We start from the raw sequence: 18688 nt of genomic DNA on the forward strand, positions 1-18688 counted from the left end.
GCACTCTTTCAGACGGTCACGCGGGAACGCCAATACCGTCCAGCTTCGCCAGTTCGGCGTCGACGTCGAAGCCGGGATCCGGAACGCGGGGCGCGAGTTCGCTCAGCGCCTCCTCGAGCAGCCGCGCGACGAGCCAGTTGCGGTACCACTTCCGGTCCGCGGGCACCACGTACCAGGGCGCGGCCGCGGTGGACGTCCGGCGCAGGATGTCGCGGTAGGCGCGCTGGTAGTCCGCCCACAGCGCCCGCGCTTCGAGGTCGGCCGGGTTGTACTTCCAGTGCTTGGCCGGGGTCCGCAGCCGCGCCCGCAGCCTGCGCAACTGCTCCTCGGGCGAGATGTGCAGGAAGACCTTGACCACCGTGGTGCCGGACGCGGCGAGTTCGCGTTCGAACGCGTTGATCTCGGTGTACCGCTCGCGCAGTTCGGCCGCGGACAGCAGGCCCTGCACGCGCGGCACCAGGATGTCCTCGTAGTGCGAGCGGTCGAACACGCCGATCTGCCCGGGCGTCGGAAGCTGCCGGCGCACCCGCCACAGGAAGTGGTGCCGGCGTTCGGCCGGGGTCGGCTTCTTGAACGCCGCGTACCGCACGCCCTGCGGGTTGACCAGGCCGAGCACGTGCCGGACGGTGCCGCCCTTGCCGGAGGTGTCCATGCCCTGCAGGACGAGCAGCACGCTGCGGTTCCCGCCGCCGGCGCCCTCGGCGTAGAGGGCCTCCTGCAGGTCGTCCAGCCGGCGGCCGAGTTCGGTCAGCTTGCGCTGGGCCTTGGCCTTCTTGCCCGGTCCGAGCGGCGTCGCCGACGGGTCGGGCAGCGCTTCGGACTTGCGTGCCCGGAGCACGTCCCGCACCTGTTCACCGGATCCCATGATCGGAGCGTAACCGGAACGTGACCGTAGCGCCCGTTGTCGCCCGGATGCCGCGTGGCACGCAACGTTCGCCCGGTGAATGCGGCAAAACGCGCAACGAACACCACCCGCAAGCAACGTTTTCCGGCTGATCTCCCCGTAGGTGTGCCCTTAACCTGAACGCATGACGACGTTCGCCGAGGCCACCACGTCCGCCGCCGATCTCATCGCGCTCGACGAGCAGTGGAGTACGCACAACTACCACCCGTTGCCCGTGGTCATCGCCGAGGCCGAGGGCGCCTGGGTCACCGATGTCGAGGGCAAGCGCTACCTGGACTTCCTGTCCGGGTACTCCGCGCTGAACTTCGGGCACCGCCACCCCGATCTGGTCGCCGCCGCGGCCGAGCAGCTCGGCCGGGTGACGCTGACCTCCCGCGCGTTCCACCACGACCAGCTGGGCCGGTTCTGCCAGGAGCTCGCGGAGCTGACCGGCACCGACATGGTGCTGCCGATGAACTCCGGCGCGGAGGCCGTCGAGTCGGCGCTGAAGGTGGCCCGCAAATGGGCCTACCGGGTGCAGGGCATCCCGGACGGCACGGCCGAGATCGTCGTCGCCGGTTCGAACTTCCACGGCCGGACCACCACGATCGTGTCGTTCTCCACCGACGAGACCGCGCGCGCCGATTTCGGGCCGTTCACCCCGGGTTTCGTGACGGTCGAGTACGGCGACGCCGAGGCGCTGGCCGCCGCGATCACCGAGCGCACGGCCGCGGTCCTGCTGGAGCCGATCCAGGGCGAGGCGGGCGTGGTCGTCCCGCCGGACGGGTACCTCGCCGAGGCCCGGCGGCTGTGCGACGAGGCGGGCGCGCTGCTGATCGCCGACGAGATCCAGTCCGGGCTGGCCCGCACCGGCACGCTGTTCGCGCTCGAGCACGAGCGGGTCCGGGCCGATCTGTACACGCTGGGCAAGGCGCTGGGCGGCGGGATCATGCCGGTGTCCGCGGTCGTCGGGCGGCGCGAGGTGCTCGGCGTGCTGCGGCCCGGTGAGCACGGGTCGACCTTCGGCGGCAACCCGCTCGCCTGCGCGGTCGGGCGCGCGGTCATCCGGCTGCTGGCGACCGGCGAGTTCCAGCAGCGGTCCGCGTCGCTGGGGGCGCATCTGCACACGCGCCTCGCCGAACTGGTGGGCCACGGCGTCGCCGAGGTCCGCGGGCGCGGCCTGTGGGCGGGGGTGGACATCGCCCCCGGCGGGCCGAGCGGGCGCGAGGCGTCCGAAGCCCTGATGGCCTACGGCGTGCTGTGCAAGGAAACGCACGACCACACGCTGCGCATCGCGCCGCCGCTGGTGATCAGCCAGTCCGATCTCGACCGCGGCATCGACGCGATCGCCGCGGTCGTCCGCGGGTAACGCGTCATCCGTCCACTGTGAACAGTGCACCGAGGTGTGGCCGCGGTCGCCGGTTCCCGGCGTGCCGCAACGCGTCCCACAGGGTCACGTGGGTGGCGGTCAGCACGGGTTTGCCCGCCGCGAGTTCCAGCTCCGGCAGGCAGTCCGCGGTGTGCAGCGCGGTTTCCGGGATCAGGAGCGCCTCGGCCCGGGGGTGGTCGGCGGCCCGGACGATCTCCAGCAGTTTCTCCGGGCCCCACGCGGCCACCTCGCGGTCCGAACCCGCGTCGAGCTCGATCCGGTGCACGGTCTCGATCCCGGCCGTGGCCAGGAACTCGACGAACACCGCGGTGACCAGGCCGCTGTAGACCGAGCCCAGCGCCACCCGGGTGACCCCCAGCGCCGCCGCGGCGGCGAGGAACGCCAGCGAGGTGCTGCTCGCCGGTACGCCGAGCCGCTCGGCCAGGGCGTCGGCCTGCCGCCGCGCGCCCGCGCGTCCCCTCAGGAAGCTGCACGACGAACACGTCCAGGTGACCACGTCCGGCGCGAAACCGCGCAACCGCTCGGCGGCCGCGAGCAGCCGCGGCTCCTCGCCCACCTCGCGCAGCGCCCGCAGCTTGGCCAGCGGATCCAGGTCCGCCAGCCGGTGCACCCCGGCTCCCCAGGTGACGTACTCCGCCGCGACCGCCGCCGGGCCCGGGGTCAGGCGTTCCGCGAGGGCCAGGTAGTCGTCCTCACCGGCGCCCCGGGTCGGGTACAGCACGCCGATCCGGGTCTCTCCACATGCGACATCGTCGATCCCCATACCCGTCACCCTGCCGCAGACCGGGCGAGCTCGCACGGAAGGCGAACTTCCGCGGCCTCTCGTACGTTGAACCGGCAACGCATCGGGGGCGGAGGGAGTCGCATCATGGGGAGCTGGACGGAAAGGTCGCTGGTCGGCACGGAAATCGCGGATCCGGAGGAACTGTCCGCGCACGGACGGTCACTGCGGGACGAGGTGCCACCGGCCGCGCACGACCACGAGGCCGCCGGGCCGCGGCGGCCGGGGGTGCTGGAGTTCGTCGAGGCGAGCAACTCCGGGCGGCTGCCCGAACTCGTGCCGCTGCGCACCGGGCGGATGATCTCGTCGCCGTTCGCGTTCTTCCGGGGCGCGGCGGGGCTGATGGCGGCCGATCTGGCCGGGGCCCCGGTGAGCGGGCTTTCCGCGCAGTTGTGCGGTGACGCGCACGCGGCGAACTTCGGGCTGTACGGCACGCCCGAGGGCCAGATCGTGATGGACATCAACGATTTCGACGAAACCGTGCCCGGGCCGTGGGAATGGGACCTCAAACGGCTGTCGGCGAGCCTGGTGCTGGCCGGTCGCGAAGGCGGGGTGTCCGAATCCGGCTGCCGCGAGGCCGCCGAGGACGCGGTGAAGTCCTACCGCCGCACGATCCGCGAACTCGCGGAACTGCCGTTCCTGAGGTCGTGGAACGCGTTGCCGGACGCGTCGGTGCTGAGCAAGGTCAAGGCGCACGACCTGATCGACGAATTCGAGGAGGCGGCGGAGAAGGCGCGCAAGAACACCAGTGCCAAGGTGTCCGCGAAGTGGACGCGGCGCATCGACGACCACACCACCGGGCTCCGGCGGCACCGCTTCGTCGAGGACCCGCCGATCCTGCGGCACGTCGAGGACGACACGGCCGACGCGGTGATCGCGGGCCTTGTGTCCTATGTGGACACTCTGCGGGAGTCGCGGCGCAACCTCATCGCGCGCTACCGGGTTTCGGACGTGGCGTTCCGGGTGGTCGGCACCGGCAGCGTGGGCCTGCGCAGCTATGTCGTGCTGCTGCACGGGAACGCCGACGAAGACCTGGTGCTGCAGGTGAAGGAGGCGCGCCCGTCCGCGCTGGCGGAACACCTCGACCTCGCGCCGGTGCCCCACGAGGGGGAACGGATCGTGCACGGCGCGCGGCTGGTACAGGCCGAATCCGACATCCTGCTCGGCTGGACCCGGATCGACGGCCGGGACTTCATCGTCCGGCAGTTCCGGAACCTCAAGGGCGACATCGATCCGACCGAACTGCGCCGCGACCACCTCGACGACTACGGCCGCCTGGCCGGCGCCCTGCTCGCGCGTGCGCACACCCGATCCCTGCACCCCCGCCTGCTCGCCGGTTACTTCGAAGGCGACGAGGCCCTCGACGAGGCGATCGGCCGCTTCGCGATCCGCTACGCCGACCAGGCCGAAGCCGACCACGCCGAACTCGCCGCCGCCGCGAAAAACGGCGCCGTCCCCGCCGAAACCGAAGACTAGCCAGCCCGAGTCGCACACCCAGGCAAGCGAGTTGCACACTCGCGCACGCGAGTTCAACGTTCGCGCACGCGAGTTACACACCGAGGTTTCCTGGCACTGTCTGATCCGCGGGTGGTTGGGCATGGAACTCGCCTACCGGAATGGGGAACTCGCGCCAGCGGGACGCACTCGGGACACCGGAGGATTCGCGCGGGCGGAGTTCGCTGTGGGCGCAATCGGTTTCCGGCTTCCCGGGGTTCGCGCATGATCGGGGCATGACGAACGTTTCCGACCGGTCCGTGCTCCTGCCCGACGGGCGGCGGCTCGCGTACCACGAATTCGGTGATCCGGACGGGATTCCGTGCGTGTACACGCCGGGCTGGCCCGCCTCGGGTCTGGCCGGGCAGCCGTACGGCGAGGCCGCCCGGAAAGCCGGGGTGCGGTGGATCTCGATCGACAAACCGGGCACCGGGCGGTCGGACTTCGACCCGCGGCGCTCGTTGCCGCGGTACGCCGAAGACATCCGCGAGTTCGCCGACCGGCTCGGGCTCGACCGCTTCGCGACGGTCGGGGAATCCGGCGGCGGGCCGCACGCGCTCGCGCTGGCGCGGGCGCTCGGCGACCGGCTGACGGTCGCCGTGATCCTGTCCGGAATGGCGCCGGGGCAAGGAAAACAGGCCCGCGAGGGGATGCGGCCGGTCAACCGCAGGCTGTTCGCGCTGGCCGAACGCGCGCCGTGGTTGCTCCGGCCGCAGCTGGCGATGTTCGGCCGGATGGTGGCGAAGCCGGAGAACGCGGCGAAGTGGCAGCAGGCCGCGATGGGCGACGCCCCCGAAGCGGAACGGCGAGCTCTGGAAGACATCGATCCCGCGCTGCTGCTCGCCGCGACCGGCGAGGCGCTCCGGGACGGTGGCCGGGCGGCGGCGCAGGAGTTGCGGATGCTGGTGCGGCCCTGGGGTTTCCCGCTGTCCGGGTGCACCTGCCCGGTCGAGGTCTGGCACGGCGCCGAAGACCGCAACGCCCCCGTGGCGCACGCCCACCGGCTCGTCGCCGCACTCCCCGGCTGCCGCGCGCGGATCGTCGAAGGCGCGGGCCACAGCGTGGGCATGGTGGTCCAGCACGAACTCATGGCCACCATCGCCCGCGCCGGTACGCCCGGCTCAGACGGCTAGCGAAGTGACTTCGGCGGCGCAGCCCCAGGACAGGGTGACGCCGGTGCCGCCGTGCCCGTAGCAGTGGATCACGTCGCCCACCCGTTCCAGGCGGATTTCCGGGCGGTGCGGGCGGAGGCCGACGCGGACGCGCAGCGGCTCGGCCCCGGCGAGTTCGGGCACCAGTTTCGCACAGCGGCGCAGGATGTCCCCGGTCGTCGCGGGATCCGGCGCCAGGTCGCCGCTGCCCAGCTCCTCGGTTCCGCCGCAGACCACGTAGTCCCCGTGCGGCAGCACGTAACTGAAGTCGTCCTCGTCGACCACCCATTCGGTGAGCCCGGGATCGGCGACGTGCACGACCTGCCCCCGCGCCGGGGTCACCGAATCGTCCCCGGCGAGGCGGCCGCCGTCGAGCCCGGCGGCGTTCACCACCAGATCGGCCCGGATCCCGTCGAGCGAAGGGACCTCGCGGTACTCCGTGCGCACGCCCGCCGCGGCGACCTCCGCCGCCAGCCAGGTGAGGTACCGCTCGGTGTCCACCAGCGGCGGGCTGAAGTCCAGGGAGTCGGCCCAGGGATCGTCGACGTCGATGCGCCGGATGATCCCGCCCACCGCGTCCGCCCACACCGGCAGCGGCCGCTCGGTGCGGCGCAGCAACCGGCCGGGCAGCAGCCGGACCCCGGTCCCGGGCACCGCGGCGAGCCGCTGGAACTCGGCGAAGCTCACCTCGGTCCAGCGCGCGCACCGATCGGCGGGCTCCGCATGGCGCGGGTAGATCAGCCCGCCCGCGACCATCGACGTGGTCCCCTCCGGCGGGGAGGCGGTGAGCACGGTGACGTCCCGGCCTATTTGCGCCAACCGCAACGCGCTGCTGAGCCCGATGATTCCGCCCCCGACCACCGCGACCCGCATCGATCCTCCGCTTCCTAGCGCACCCGTTCGACCCGTCGCTGGTCCCAGACCGGTTCGTCCACTTCGGACACCCGGCCGTCCGAATCGAACAGCAGGTACCGCTCGAACGACCGCGCGAACCAGCGATCGTGGGTCACCGCGACCACCGTACCGGTGAACTCGTCCAGCGCCTGCTGCAACGCCTCGGCGGAGACCAGGTCCAGGTTGTCGGTCGGCTCGTCCAGCAGCAACAGCGTGGCGCCGGAAAGTTCCAGCAGCAGCACCTGGAACCGGGCCTGCTGCCCGCCGGACAGCGTGTCGAAACTCCGCTCCGCCGCGGGCGCCAGGCCGTACCGCGCCAGCGCGGCGGTGGCCGCTCCCCGCTCCATCCCGGCCCGCCCGTCGTCGCCCCGGCCGAGCACCTCCAGCAACGTGCGGCCGAGCAGCTCGGGATGCCGGTGCGTCTGCGCGAACAACCCCGGCACGACCCGGGCGCCCAGGCGGCACTCGCCGGTGTGCCGGACGCTTTCGTCGCCGCCGAGCAGGCGGAGGAAGTGGCTCTTCCCGGAGCCGTTCGAGCCCAGCACGCACACCCGGTCGCCGAAGAACACCTCGAGGTCGAACGGCGCCATCAGCCCGCTCAGCTCGAGCGCGGCGCAGGTGATCGCCCGCACGCCGGTCCGGCCGCCGCGCAGCCGGGGTTTGACCTTCTGCTCCTTCGGCGGCAGCGGCGGAGCACCGGCCTCCTCGAACTTCCGCAGCCGGGTCTGCGCGGCCCGGTACCGGGAGGCCATGTCGTCGCTCATCATGGCGGCGCGCTGCAGCGAACGCACCAGCTCGATCAGCTGCTGGTGCTTCTCGTCCCAGCGCCGCCGCAACTCGGCCATGCGATCCATCCGGGCGACGCGGGCCTCGTGCCAGGTGCCGAACCCGCCGCCGTGCACCCACGCGGTGCCGCCCTCGAGGGTGACGATGTGGGTCGCGGCCGCGGCGAGCAGTTCCCGGTCGTGGCTGATCAGCAGGACGGCCTTGTCCGTCTCGGCGAGCCGCTCCTCCAGCCAGCGCTTGCCGGGCACGTCGAGGTAGTTGTCCGGCTCGTCGAGCAGCAGCACCTGCTCGGGGCCGCGCAGCAGGGCCTCGAGCACCAGCCGTTTCTGCTCACCGCCGGACAGCGAGCCGACGTCGCGGTACCGGGCGCGGTCGTACGGCACGCCGAGCGCGGCGACGGTCACGGTGTCCCACAGCACCTCGGCCGCGTAGCCCCCGGCCTCGCCCCAGTTCGCCAGCGCGCTGGCGTAGCGCAGCTGGGTCGCCTCATCGTCGGTGTCCATCAGCGCCAGTTCGACCTCGTCGAGTTCGGCCGCGGCGGCGCGCAACGCGGCGGGCGCGACCTCGAGCAGCAGGTCCCGGACCGTGCGGCCGTCCCGCACCGACCCGATGAACTGCGGCATCACCGCGACCCCGCCCTGGGTGTGCGACGCGCCGTCCTCCGGCTTCAGCTCGCCGCCGAGGATCCGCATCAGGGTGGTCTTCCCCGCGCCGTTGTCGCCGACGAGCGCCACCACCTGGTCCGCGCTCACCCGGAACGAAACGTCGTGGAAGAGCCGCCGCCCGTCGCTGAGCCGGTATGCCAGTGCGTTCGCTTCCAGAAACCCCACGCCCGGCATGGTGGCCCACTGCCGGTGATTCCCGCGAACGAATTCCGCGGTCACGTAGCCTCGACGCGGGAGACGCGAACATCGAGGAGGGGTCCGTGGTCGAACTGCGCACGCGCGCCGTCCTGGGGCAGCGCTCGGCGATCGTCGCGGGAATCGCCGCGGGGGCGATGGCCTCGCTCGGCGCCTACCACGCCGGCGACCGCGGCCCCGGCGCCTTCGACGCGTCCGTGGCCCGCGGCGTCCACGAGGTGCTCGGCGGGCAGCCCGATCTGCTCCAGTTCCTGGTCCTGCCCACGCAGCCGTACGTGCTGCTCCCGGTCATCGCGCTGATCGCGCTGGTCAGCGCGCTGCACCGGGACTGGACCGCCGCCGCGCTCGCGGTCGGCGGCCCGGCCCTGGCCGTCGCGGCGAACACCTGGCTGCTGAAACCGCTGTTCGAGCGCTACAACGACGGGCACCTGGCCTACCCGAGCGGGCACACGGTGAGCCTGGTGTCGGTCCTGACCGTGCTGACCCTGCTGGCCCGCCCGGGCCTGGCGAAGGCCGTCGTCCCCGCGTTCGGCACGCTGCTCGTCCTCGCCGCGGGCACCGGCATGATCGGCCTCGGCTACCACTACGCGACCGATGTCATCGGCGGCGTCCTCTTCGCCGTCGCCGCGGTCCTCGCCCTGGCGATCGTCCTCAGGACACGGTCACCGCGTCGCGAGCAAGCGCGGTGAGGCGGCTGACGGCGCGCAGGTACTTCTTGCGGTAGCCGCCGAGCAGCATCTCCTCGGTGAACAGGGTGGACAGCGACTGGCCGGAGACCACGACCGGGATCGCGCGGTCGTAGAGGCGGTCGGCGAAGGCGACCAGGCGCAGCGCCACGTTCTGGTCCGGCGCGGACCGCACGCCGCGCAGGTGGACCACCTCGATGCCGTCGACCAGGCGGCCGTAGCGGGACGGGTGCAGCCGGGCCAGGTGCTCGCACAGCGCGTCGAAATCATCCACTGTGGACCCGGGGTGCGCGGCGACCGAGGCGTCCAGTCCGGCCTCGGTCACCGGGGGCGGCGCGTCGGGCAGGCCGCGGTGCCGGTAGTCCGGGCCGTCCACCCGCACCACGGTGAACCGCTGCGAAAGCGACTGGATCTCGCGCAGGAAGTCCTCGGCGGCGAACCGGCCCTCGCCCAGTTTGTCCGGCAGCGTGTTCGAGGTCGCCGCCACGTAGACCCCGGCCGTGGTCAGCTCGCGCAGCAACCGGGTCACCAGCATGGTGTCGCCGGGATCGTCCAGTTCGAACTCGTCGATCGCGAGCAGCCGGTGCTCGGACAGCCGCCGCACCGCCTCGGCGAAGCCCAGCGCCCCGACGAGATGGGTCAGCTCGACGAACGTCCCGTAGGCCTTCGGCGACGGCGCCTCGTGCCACGTGGACGCGAGCAGGTGGGTCTTGCCGACACCGAAACCGCCGTCGAGGTACAGGCCCATCGGCCCGGGATCGGCCGCCTGCCCGCCGCCGAACAGCGCGCGCAGCCGGGATTTCGGCTTCCTGTCGGCGACCGCGTTGATCCTGCCGGAAAACGCCGCGCACGCGGTGACCGCGCCGGCCTGGCTCGGCTCGTCCGGATTCGGCACGTAGGTCGAGAACCGGACGCGGTCGAACCGGGGCGGTGGCACCAATGCGGTGATCAGCTCGTCGGCGCCGATCTCGGGATGCCGGTCGGTCAGATGCGCTGCGGACATGACCGAAACTGTAACCGGGGACGGACATCACTCCCCCGGGTGCGCGCCGGGTTCGACGACGGCCGCCCAGCGTGCTGGGATGGGGCCGTGCAGAGATTGTGGCCGGAACCACTGGCGGGCGAGATCACCGACGCCGACCTCGAGCGCCTTTACGCGTACCCGGAAAACCCGACCGATCCTTGGGTGCAGGTGAATTTCGTGTCCTCGGCCGACGGCGCGGTCACGATCGACAACAAGTCGGAGGGGCTGTCGCATCCGGCCGACAAACGCGTCTTCCTGCTCGGCCGCGACCTCGCCGACGTGATCCTGGTCGGCGCGGGCACGGTCCGGACCGAGGGCTACAACGGCTGGAAACCGGGCAAGGCGCGCCGCGAACGCCGCGAGCGCCTCGGCCTGTCGCGGGTCCCGCCGATCGCGGTGGTCACCGGCAGCGCGAACATCGATCCCGCCTCGCCGCTGCTGACCGACACCTGGGTCCCGCCGATCATCATCACCACCGCACGCGCCCCGGAGAAGCGCCGGGCCGCGCTGGCCGAGGCGGGCGCCCAGCTGATCATCGCCGGTGAGCAACTGGTCGACCTGCGCGTGGCGCTGACCGAGCTGGCGCACCTGGGGCTGCGGCGGATCGACTGCGAAGGCGGTCCGCACCTGTTCGGCGAGCTGATCGCCGAAGACCTGGTCGACCAGCTGTGCTTGACCATCTCGCCGAACCTCGTCGGCGGCGGACCCGACCGGATCGCGCTCGGCCGCCTCTCCAGCGCGCCGCGGCGGCTCGAGCTGGCGTCGATCCTGCACGAGGACGGGTTCACCATGATGCGCTACCGCCGGGCACCGGACCGATGAGTGTCGAGGACGACACCTTGCTGGCGAAGGCCGTCCAGGGCGACCAGGGCGCCTTCGACCAGCTCGTCCGCGCGCACACCCCGAAGATGTACCGGGTGGCGCTGCGGATCACCGGCGCCGCCGCGGAGGCCGAGGACGTCGTCCAGGACGCCTGGATCTCCGCGTGGCGGGCGCTGCCGAACTTCCGGCACGAGTCGGCGGTGTCCACCTGGCTCTACCGCGTGGTGACCAACGCCGCCCTCGCCCAGGTGCGGCGACGCCGGCCGACCGTCTCGCTGGACGCCGCCCTGGGCCCGGACGACGACTCCGGCGAACGGTCCCTGCTGGAAACCGGCGTGCTCGCCGACACCCGCGCGAACCCCGAGCGCGTGCTCGTCCGCGCCGAGCAGGTCGACGCCGCGCTGCGGGCCATCGCGAGCCTCGACGTCTCCCAGCGGGTTCCGCTCGTGCTGCGCGAGCTGGAAGGACTCAGCTACGAAGAGGTCGCCGACGTGCTCGAGGTCAGCGTCCCAGCCTTGCGTTCGCGGCTGCACCGCGCCAGGGTGGCCTTGCTCGCGAAACTCAGGGAGTTGCGATGAGTACCGACGGCCCGGATCCGCGAGACGATCCGCGGTGGGAGCTGGTGCGCGCCGCGGCGCGGCGGCCGGTCCCCACCCCGTACGGCCTGATCACCCGGGTCCTCAGGTCGGTCCAGGGCGTCCGCGGCCGGCTGCTGGCCGAGCCGTTCGAACTCCCGCTCGACGGCGACCGGCTGCGCATCGGCGAACGCGTCCTGGTGCTGCTGGCCCGCCGGCTCGGTGCGGAACTGGGCCGCGCGATCGGCGGCGTGCACGTCTCCGCGGTCGCGCTCGAGCAGAACGGCCTCGAGGTGCTCGCGACCGTGCGCTACGGGGTCGCCGCGGACGAGGCGGCGGAAAGCCTGCGCCACCTGCTGGGCGAGGCGCTCGCGGCGCAGATCGGGGCCGGCGCGCCGCCGGTCAACGTGCACATCGTGGACGTGCACCAGTCCTGATCACTCACCCATTCGAGCGAGTTTGCGAAAGACAGCGGGCGGACAAGACATCGTAGGTACAGCGAGACAGCCTCGGCTTTCGAAAGGAGCAGGCTTCATGGCGCAGACCAGTGCGGCCAAATCCGACGCCACCCCGGCCACCCGGCCGGGCGCGACGCCCGTGCTCAACGAGGAGGGCACGGCCGGCAAGACCACCATCTCCTCGGCGGTCGTGCAGAAGGTCGCCGGGATCGCGGCGCGCGAGGTGTCCGGGGTGTACGCCCTCGGCGGGGGCGTTTCCCGCGCGTTCGGCGCGATCAAGGAACGCATCCCCGGCTCGGGCACGGTGACCACCTCCGGAGTCTCGGTCGAGGTGGGTGAGAAGCAGGCGGCGGTGGACCTCGACGTCGTGGTCGAATACGGCGCCCGGATCGTGGACGTGGCCCGCGCGGTGCGCCGGAACGTGATCACCACGGTCGAGCAGATCACCGGGCTCGAGGTGATCGAGGTGAACATCGCGGTCAACGACATCCACCTCCCCGAAGAGGACACCGACGAGGAAACGTCCCGAGTGGAGTAGTTCGTGTCCACAATGGATGATCCAGCCGGTCTGGCCGAGGCGATCGCGGACGCGGTGCTCGCGCATCCGTCGGTGGCCGGGATGGACGCGGGCAAGCTGGGCACGATCGCCACGCACCTGCCCGGCCGCCGCGTGTCCGGGGTCCGGGTGGCCGAGGCGGGCGACCGGGTGGAGATCTCCGTGGTGCTCCGCCTCGGCGCGAGGATTCCCCAGCAGGGCGAGGAACTGCGGCGACTGGTCCGCACGATCGCCGGGGACGTCACGGTGGACGTGACGGTCACCGATATCGTGACCGCGGACAGTCCGTCCACATCGGACACCGCGAGGAGCGGATCGAAGGCGTGAGCGAAGCCGGGGAAGGACGGGACCCGCGGGCGGCCTTCCGCGCCTTCGTCCGGGCGAACCACCCGGACGTCGGCGGCGATCCGGACGAGTTCATCGCCGGGCTCGCGCGCCACCGCGGCGAAATCGCGCCCTCGACCGGGCACGAGGACAGGTTCGACGCACCGATCACCTTCGTGCGCCACGCGAAGGGACTCACCGGCCGGATCAGGCGATGGCGGCAGCGGAAACGGCGACCGCCGCGCGTGCACTGAAACCAAGGAGACGCAATGAACGCAACGCAGACCGGCATCATCGCCGGGCTCATCCTCGGCCTCGCGGCCACCCAGGGGTTCACCGCCTTCCTGATCACCCTGGCCGTCGGGGTCATCGGCCTGGTCGTGGGCCGGGTGCTGGACGGTGAACTCGATCTCGGCGACCTGTTCGGCCGGGGTCGCGACCGGTGACGCCTGCCCAGGCCACCGGTCCGCTGCCGCCGATCGAGGACCGGGGCACGCTGAAGATCGACCACCTGGTGGTGCGCAAGGTCGCCCAGCGGGCCGCCGACGAGGTGCCCGGCACGGTCCGGGCGGAACGCCGGATCGCCGGGCTGGACCTCGGCGGCCAGGGCGCGAACGCCAAGGTTTCCGGCCAGGACAACGACGTCGACCTCGCGCTGGATCTCGCGCTGCGCTATCCCGGCCCGGTGCGGACCGTGGTCGGCGCGGTCCGGGACCGGGTGACCGGCGAGGTCGAGCGCATCACCTCCTACCACGTCCGCTCGCTCCGGGTCACCGTTTCCGCGCTGCTGCCGGAAACGCGGCCGCGGGTGCGCTGACCGGGAAGATCAGGGAGTGAATCCGTGCGGGTATTCGTCCGTCTCCTTTCGACACTGCTCGGCCTGGGCCTCGCGGTGGCCGGGGTGCTGCTCGCCGTCGAGGTCGGCTGGCACTGGTGGCGGCCGGGCGACGCGCCGCTGATCGTGCCCTGGCCGGCCTGGCGGGACCACCTCGCCCAGCTCGGCTGGGATGCCTACGCCGTCCGGCTCACCGGGGGCGTGCTGGCCGCGGCCGGTCTGCTCCTGGTGCTGATGTCGACGGCCGCGCGGCGCCGGTCGGTGCGCCTCACCGATCCGGCCGACGAGGTCAGCGTGACGACCTCGCCGCGGGCCCTGGCCCGCCTGGTCGGGCACCGGGTCCGGGCCGAGCAGAACGTGACCGGGGCTTCGGTGACGGCCAGTGCGAAGAAGGTCCGGGTGCGCGCGACCAGCCGCCTGGAGACCGAGGGCGAACTGCGGCCGCGGCTGCTCGAGACCGTCTCCGAACTGCTCGGCCGCGTCCCGCTGCTGCGGCAGCCGAAGGTGTCCGTGGTCGTCGATTCCCCGAAGGACCGCCGATGACCCGGAAATCCACCGCCGCCAAGGCGCTCGCCCGCTCCTACGGCGCGGAGCGCACGCTCACCTTCCTGCTCGGCCTGGCCGCGCTGGCCGGCGGGGCGGTCGTCCTGCTGGTCGGCTACGGGGTGTTCGGCGAGTTCCGGGCGCGGCGCCCGCTGGTGGATCCGATCGCGGTCGACTGGCTCGGCCGCGCCCCGGTGCTCGCGAAGAGCGCGGCGATCGTGGCCGGGGTGCTGCTCCTCGTGTTCGGGCTGTGGTGGTTCTTCCGGTCGCTGCGGCCGGAGGGACGTCCCGATCTCGAACTGGATCGCACCGAGGGCAGCGAACTGACCGTCACCGCGAACGCGATCGCGAACGCCGTGCGGGCCGACGCGGAGGCCGTGGACGGGGTGAGCCGCGCGCAGGTCCGGGCCGTGGGCGACACCGACGATCCGGCGCTGCGGCTGACCCTGTGGCTGCGCGAGGGCACGGACGTGCGCACGGTGTGGCAGGAACTCGACGGCCAGGTCCTGGCCCGGGCGCGGGAATCGCTCGGCGTCGAGAAGCTGCCGACCGCCGTCCGGCTGGAACTCGACGCGAGCGATCGGCGCCGGGTGCGCTGACCCGGAAACCGGGCGGGCGAACACCCGGTCGTCGACTGCGTGCGCGGCGCGAAACGGCTAGATTGGGTTCGCACCACAGTCTTCCTGATCAGGTGGGAGGCAGCAGTGGAGGCCGTTTCTCCCGCACGGCTGCGCGTGCTCATCGCGGACGACAATCCCGTCATCGGTGCGGCGCTGCGCGCGCTCCTGGAAACCCAACCGGATATCGACGTGGTCGCCGTGGCGGGCGACGCGGACGAGGCGATCAACCTGGCCGGGCGGCACTCCCCCGAGGTCGTGGTGCTGGACGTCCGGCTGCCCGGCGGGGGCGGGGCACGGGTGGCCCGGGAACTGCGCCGCTGCGCCCCGGCGCCCGCGCTCATGGCTTTCTCCGCACACGGCGACGCCCGGTCGATCGCGGAGATGACTTCCGCCGGAGTCGCCGAGTATCTGGTGAAAGGCACGCCGAACGCCGAGATCATCGCCGCGATCCGCCGGGTCGGCGCACCCGCCGACCGGAACCACCACGCCTAGCGACCCCGCACCGGGAATCCCCCAATGTGGCTTTCGGGGCGTTGAACGTCCCCAATGCCGCATTGGGTACATCCAGGCCCCGAAAGCCACGTTGGGGCTTTCTCAGTGTGGTGTGGTGCCGTGCTCGTGGGGTGCCCGGATGCCGGGCTCGCCTACCGAGATGGGGAACTCGGTGTGCCGAAACGGGGAACTCGCACGTCCGAAACGGGGGACTCGCGGCAGGTGGAGGGGTCCGCTGCCGCGAGTTCCCCGTTCCGGTCGGGTGTGTTCCCCGTTTCGGTAGCCCGAGTTCCCCGTTCCGGGAGAAGGCGAGCATCACTGCGGCCTTCGGCGCACGCGGGAAGGCAAGGTTCCCCACACCGCATCGAGCACGCCGAGCACCACCCGAGAAGCCCTACCGAGAAAACCTCATCGGGGGACTCTCGGCGGGAGGCTAGTCGGCGAGCCAGCGGCCGACGCAGGCGAGCAGTTCGTCGGCGTTCACCGGTTTCGTCACGTAGTCGCTCGCCCCGGATGCCAGGCTCTTCTCCCGGTCGCCCTCCATCGCCTTGGCGGTGACCGTGATGATCGGCAGGTCCGCGAACCGCGGCATCTCGCGAATCGCCGCCGTGGTGGCGTAGCCGTCCATCTCCGGCATCATCACGTCCATCAGGATGAGTTCGACGTCCTCGTTGGCCATCAGCAGTTCGATGCCCTTGCGGCCGTTCGGCGCGTGCACCACGGAAAGCCCTTGCAGTTCCAGCATTCCCGAGATGGCGAACACGTTCCGCGGGTCGTCGTCGACGAGCAGGACCTTGCGCCCGGCCAGCCGGGGCGACACCGCGACCTCCGGCTCGGGTTCGGACGGGACCCGCCGCGGCAGGATCTCGTCGAGTTCGCGGGCGGAGAGCTGCAGCAGGATCCGTTCCCGCAGCTCGTCCAGCGAGGGCACCAGATCCACCGGGTGGGCGCGGGCGTGCGCCTGCAGCAGCCGGTCCTGCGCCGCGCTGAGCTTGCGGGTCGCGTGCGCCAGCACCGGCACGGTCACCGGATCGGTATGGCTCGCGATCCGCTTGAGGAAGGTCAGCGCGTTCGCCCCCGGCAGGCTCAGATCGAGCACCGCGCACCGGTACGACCGCGCCGACAACGCCTCGACCGCCTGGTCCGGACTGGCGACGGCCTCGACGGACACCGGACCGTGCGTATCCGCCAGATCCTCGGCCAGCCCGCGCACCAGCGGGGTCAGCAGCCCGTTGCCCTGGTCCTCGACCACCAGGACCCGGCATTCCCCGTCGGCCTCCGGACGCGGTGGCCGCTGCGCGCCGCCGAACGTCGTGGCGAACTGGGTCGCCGGGAGGTAGAGCGTGAACGTGCTGCCCTGCCCGAGCCGGCTTTCCGCGCGGATCTCGCCGCCGAGCAGGTAGGCGACTTCACGGCAGATCGACAGTCCGAGCCCGGTGCCGCCGTACTTGCGGCTGGTGGTCCCGTCCGCCTGCTGGAACGCGCCGAAGATCGATTCCAGGTTCTCCTCGGCGATCCCGATTCCGGTGTCCGCCACCGAGAACGCGATGAGCGGTTCGTGCGCCGCGGTCGAGGAAACGTTGCTGTCGACCAGATCCACCCGGAGTTCCACCCGGCCGCGTTCGGTGAACTTCACGGCGTTGGACAGCAGGTTGCGCAGGACCTGGCGGAGCCGCTGCTCGTCGGTGAACACCTGCTCGGGCACCTCCGGGGCGACGGTCACCCCGAATTCGAGCCCCTTCTCCGCGGTCAGCGGCTGGAACGTGGTCCGCACGTAGTCCAGCAACTGCCGCAGCGGGAAGGGTTCCCGGTGGATCTCCATCTTCCCGGCCTCGACCTTCGACAGGTCCAGGATGTCGTTGATCAGTTGCAGCAGATCGGTTCCGGCGGACTGGATCACCTTGGCGAACTCGACCTGCTTCGGGGTGAGGTTCTGCGTCGTGTTCTGCGCGAGCACCCCGGCCAGGATGAGCAGGCTGGTGAGCGGGGTGCGCAGTTCGTGCGACATGTTCGCGAGGAATTCGGATTTGTACTTCGACGCGAGCGCGAGCTGCTGGGCGCGTTCCTCGATCTCCTGCCGCGCCTGCTCGATCTCGACGTTCTTCACCTCGATGTCCCGGTTCTGCTGGGCCAGCAGTTCGGCCTTCTCCTCGAGCTCGGCGTTGGAGCGCTGGAGTTTCGCCTGCTGCGCCTGCAGTTCCTCGGACCGCGCTTGCAGTTCCTGGGCGAGGCGCTGCGATTCCTCCAGCAGCGCGTCGGTCCGGGCGTTGGCGATGATCGTGTTGACGTTGACACCGATCGTCTCCATGAGCTGTTCCAGGAAATCCCGCTGCACCTGGGTGAACCGGGTGAACGAGGCCAGTTCGATGACCCCGAGCACCTGGTCCTCGAACACGATCGGCAGCACGATCAGGTTCACCGGCGCGGCGGCGCCCAGGCTGGAGGAGATCCTGATGTAGTCCGGCGGGGTCCGGTCCACCAGCAGCGGTTTGCGGGTCTGCGCGACCTGGCCGATCAGCGATTCGCCGAGGGCGAACACGTTCGGCACGCCGTTGTTCTCCTGGTAGCCGTAACTGGCGATCAGGCGCAGCCGCGAGTCGCCGGGATCGGGTTCGGTGAGGAAGAACGTGCCGTGCTGCGCGCCGACCAGCGGGGTCAGCTCGTTCATGATCAGGCTCGCGACCACGCGCAGATCACGATGTCCCTGCATCAGCCCGGAAACCCGGGCGAGGTTGGTCTTGAGCCAGTCCTGTTCCTCGTTGGCGCGGGTGGTCTCGCGCAGGGACTGCACCATCGCGTTGATGTTGTCCTTGAGCTCGGCGACCTCGCCCTTGGCCTCGACCGAGATCGACCGCGTGAGGTCGCCGGTCGCGACCGCGCTGGTCACCTCGGCGATCGCCCGCACCTGGCGGGTGAGGTTCCCGGCCAGTTCGTCGACGTTCTCGGTCAGCCGCTTCCAGGTGCCGGAGACGCCTTCGACCTCCGCCTGCCCGCCGAGGCGCCCTTCCTTGCCGACCTCGCGCGCCACCCGGGTCACCTCCGCGGCGAACGCGGAGAGCTGGTCGACCATGGTGTTGATGGTCGTCTTGAGTTCGAGGATCTCGCCGCGGGCGTCCACGTCGATCTTCTTGGACAGATCGCCCTGCGCGACCGCGGTGGTCACCTGGGCGATGTTGCGCACCTGGCCGGTGAGGTTGTTCGCCATCGAGTTGACGTTGTCGGTCAGGTCCTTCCAGGTGCCCGCCACGTTCGGCACCCGCGCCTGGCCGCCGAGGATCCCCTCGGTGCCTACCTCGCGCGCCACCCGGGTCACCTCGTCGGCGAAGGCGGACAGCGTGTCGACCATCGTGTTGATCGTCTGCGCCAGCGCGGCGACCTCGCCCTTGGCCTCGACGGTGATCTTCTGGGACAGGTCACCGCGCGCGACGGCGGTGGCCACCTGGGCGATCGACCGGACCTGATCGGTGAGGTTGTCGGCCATCACGTTCACCGACTCGGTCAAACCCTTCCACGT

Annotated in this window: 21 protein-coding genes; 15 read left to right on the forward strand and 6 right to left on the reverse strand. The window is 71.5% G+C overall.

Annotated features, from left to right (window positions below):
• Window positions 1–16: 16 nt before the first annotated feature.
• Entirely contained in the window at window positions 17–865 is an 849-nt protein-coding gene (locus tag FXO23_RS45490; protein ID WP_158894342.1) for a PPK2 family polyphosphate kinase, read from the reverse strand.
• A 163-nt stretch (window positions 866–1028) separates the two neighbouring features.
• Here FXO23_RS45490 and rocD point away from each other — a divergent pair, with 163 nt between their 5' ends.
• Window positions 1029–2252, forward strand: a complete 1224-nt coding sequence (rocD, locus tag FXO23_RS45495; RefSeq protein ID WP_158894345.1) for an ornithine--oxo-acid transaminase — start codon at window positions 1029–1031, stop codon at window positions 2250–2252.
• Window positions 2253–2256: 4 nt separating this feature from the next.
• Here rocD and FXO23_RS45500 read toward each other — a convergent pair whose 3' ends face one another.
• Entirely contained in the window at window positions 2257–3036 is a 780-nt protein-coding gene (locus tag FXO23_RS45500) for a maleate cis-trans isomerase family protein (protein ID WP_158894348.1), read from the reverse strand.
• Between the two features lie 105 nt (window positions 3037–3141).
• On the opposite strand from FXO23_RS45500, the gene FXO23_RS45505 reads away from it, so the two are divergent.
• Window positions 3142–4530, forward strand: coding sequence for a DUF2252 domain-containing protein (locus tag FXO23_RS45505; RefSeq protein ID WP_158894351.1), 1389 nt, complete (start codon window positions 3142–3144; stop codon window positions 4528–4530).
• Between the two features lie 254 nt (window positions 4531–4784).
• Window positions 4785–5681, forward strand: a complete 897-nt coding sequence (locus tag FXO23_RS45510; RefSeq protein WP_158894354.1) for an alpha/beta fold hydrolase — start codon at window positions 4785–4787, stop codon at window positions 5679–5681.
• Here FXO23_RS45510 and FXO23_RS45515 read toward each other — a convergent pair.
• The gene (locus tag FXO23_RS45515; protein ID WP_158894357.1) at window positions 5670–6572 is read right to left on the reverse strand and encodes an NAD(P)/FAD-dependent oxidoreductase; all 903 of its coding nucleotides are present in this window, start codon (window positions 6570–6572) and stop codon (window positions 5670–5672) included. The two genes, FXO23_RS45510 and FXO23_RS45515, sit on opposite strands and share 12 nt — an antisense overlap.
• A 14-nt stretch (window positions 6573–6586) precedes the next feature.
• Window positions 6587–8218, reverse strand: coding sequence for an ABC-F family ATP-binding cassette domain-containing protein (locus FXO23_RS45520; protein ID WP_218952360.1), 1632 nt, complete (start codon window positions 8216–8218; stop codon window positions 6587–6589).
• 86 nt (window positions 8219–8304) lie between these two features.
• Between FXO23_RS45520 and FXO23_RS45525 the strand changes: the two genes are divergently transcribed.
• Window positions 8305–8928, forward strand: coding sequence for a phosphatase PAP2 family protein (locus FXO23_RS45525; protein ID WP_158894362.1), 624 nt, complete (start codon window positions 8305–8307; stop codon window positions 8926–8928).
• Here the strand turns inward: FXO23_RS45525 and zapE are convergent.
• Entirely contained in the window at window positions 8891–9928 is a 1038-nt protein-coding gene (gene zapE, locus FXO23_RS45530; RefSeq protein WP_158894365.1) for a cell division protein ZapE, read from the reverse strand. The genes FXO23_RS45525 and zapE overlap by 38 nt on opposite strands.
• Window positions 9929–10015: 87 nt before the next feature.
• Between zapE and FXO23_RS45535 the strand changes: the two genes are divergently transcribed.
• The 11 genes from FXO23_RS45535 to FXO23_RS45585 all read left to right on the forward strand — a co-directional run bounded on the left by FXO23_RS45535 (window position 10016) and on the right by FXO23_RS45585 (window position 15174).
• Window positions 10016–10771: a pyrimidine reductase family protein gene (locus FXO23_RS45535; RefSeq protein WP_158894368.1), complete on the forward strand. Its 756-nt coding sequence runs from the start codon at window positions 10016–10018 to the stop codon at window positions 10769–10771.
• Window positions 10768–11349 (forward strand): RNA polymerase sigma factor, encoded by a 582-nt coding sequence (locus FXO23_RS45540; protein ID WP_158894371.1) that lies wholly within the window; start codon window positions 10768–10770, stop codon window positions 11347–11349. Before FXO23_RS45535 ends, FXO23_RS45540 begins: the two co-directional genes overlap by 4 nt.
• Entirely contained in the window at window positions 11346–11783 is a 438-nt protein-coding gene (locus FXO23_RS45545; protein ID WP_158894374.1) for a hypothetical protein, read from the forward strand. The genes FXO23_RS45540 and FXO23_RS45545 overlap by 4 nt, the downstream gene beginning before the upstream one ends.
• A 97-nt stretch (window positions 11784–11880) precedes the next feature.
• The gene (locus FXO23_RS45550) at window positions 11881–12342 is read left to right on the forward strand and encodes an Asp23/Gls24 family envelope stress response protein (protein ID WP_158894377.1); all 462 of its coding nucleotides are present in this window, start codon (window positions 11881–11883) and stop codon (window positions 12340–12342) included.
• Between the two features lie 12 nt (window positions 12343–12354).
• A complete protein-coding gene (locus FXO23_RS45555; protein ID WP_158894393.1) occupies window positions 12355–12687 on the forward strand; it encodes a hypothetical protein in 333 nt (110 codons plus the stop codon).
• Entirely contained in the window at window positions 12684–12938 is a 255-nt protein-coding gene (locus FXO23_RS45560) for a hypothetical protein (protein ID WP_158894379.1), read from the forward strand. Before FXO23_RS45555 ends, FXO23_RS45560 begins: the two co-directional genes overlap by 4 nt.
• Before the next feature lie 15 nt (window positions 12939–12953).
• On the forward strand, window positions 12954–13130 hold the full coding sequence (locus FXO23_RS45565; protein WP_158894382.1) for a hypothetical protein: 177 nt from the start codon (window positions 12954–12956) through the stop codon (window positions 13128–13130).
• On the forward strand, window positions 13127–13501 hold the full coding sequence (locus FXO23_RS45570) for an Asp23/Gls24 family envelope stress response protein (protein ID WP_158894384.1): 375 nt from the start codon (window positions 13127–13129) through the stop codon (window positions 13499–13501). The genes FXO23_RS45565 and FXO23_RS45570 overlap by 4 nt, the downstream gene beginning before the upstream one ends.
• A gap of 24 nt (window positions 13502–13525) precedes the next feature.
• On the forward strand, window positions 13526–14062 hold the full coding sequence (locus FXO23_RS45575) for a DUF6286 domain-containing protein (protein ID WP_158894387.1): 537 nt from the start codon (window positions 13526–13528) through the stop codon (window positions 14060–14062).
• On the forward strand, window positions 14059–14661 hold the full coding sequence (amaP, locus tag FXO23_RS45580) for an alkaline shock response membrane anchor protein AmaP (protein ID WP_158894390.1): 603 nt from the start codon (window positions 14059–14061) through the stop codon (window positions 14659–14661). Before FXO23_RS45575 ends, amaP begins: the two co-directional genes overlap by 4 nt.
• Before the next feature lie 105 nt (window positions 14662–14766).
• The gene (locus FXO23_RS45585; protein ID WP_246258459.1) at window positions 14767–15174 is read left to right on the forward strand and encodes a response regulator; all 408 of its coding nucleotides are present in this window, start codon (window positions 14767–14769) and stop codon (window positions 15172–15174) included.
• A 433-nt stretch (window positions 15175–15607) separates the two neighbouring features.
• Here the strand turns inward: FXO23_RS45585 and FXO23_RS45590 are convergent.
• Window positions 15608–18688, reverse strand: a 3081-nt coding sequence (locus FXO23_RS45590) for a response regulator (RefSeq protein ID WP_218952359.1), incomplete at its 5' end; no start/stop codon positions are given.

The sequence above is a fragment of the Amycolatopsis anabasis genome, assembly GCF_009765355.1.
Classification (GTDB): domain Bacteria; phylum Actinomycetota; class Actinomycetes; order Mycobacteriales; family Pseudonocardiaceae; genus Amycolatopsis; species Amycolatopsis anabasis.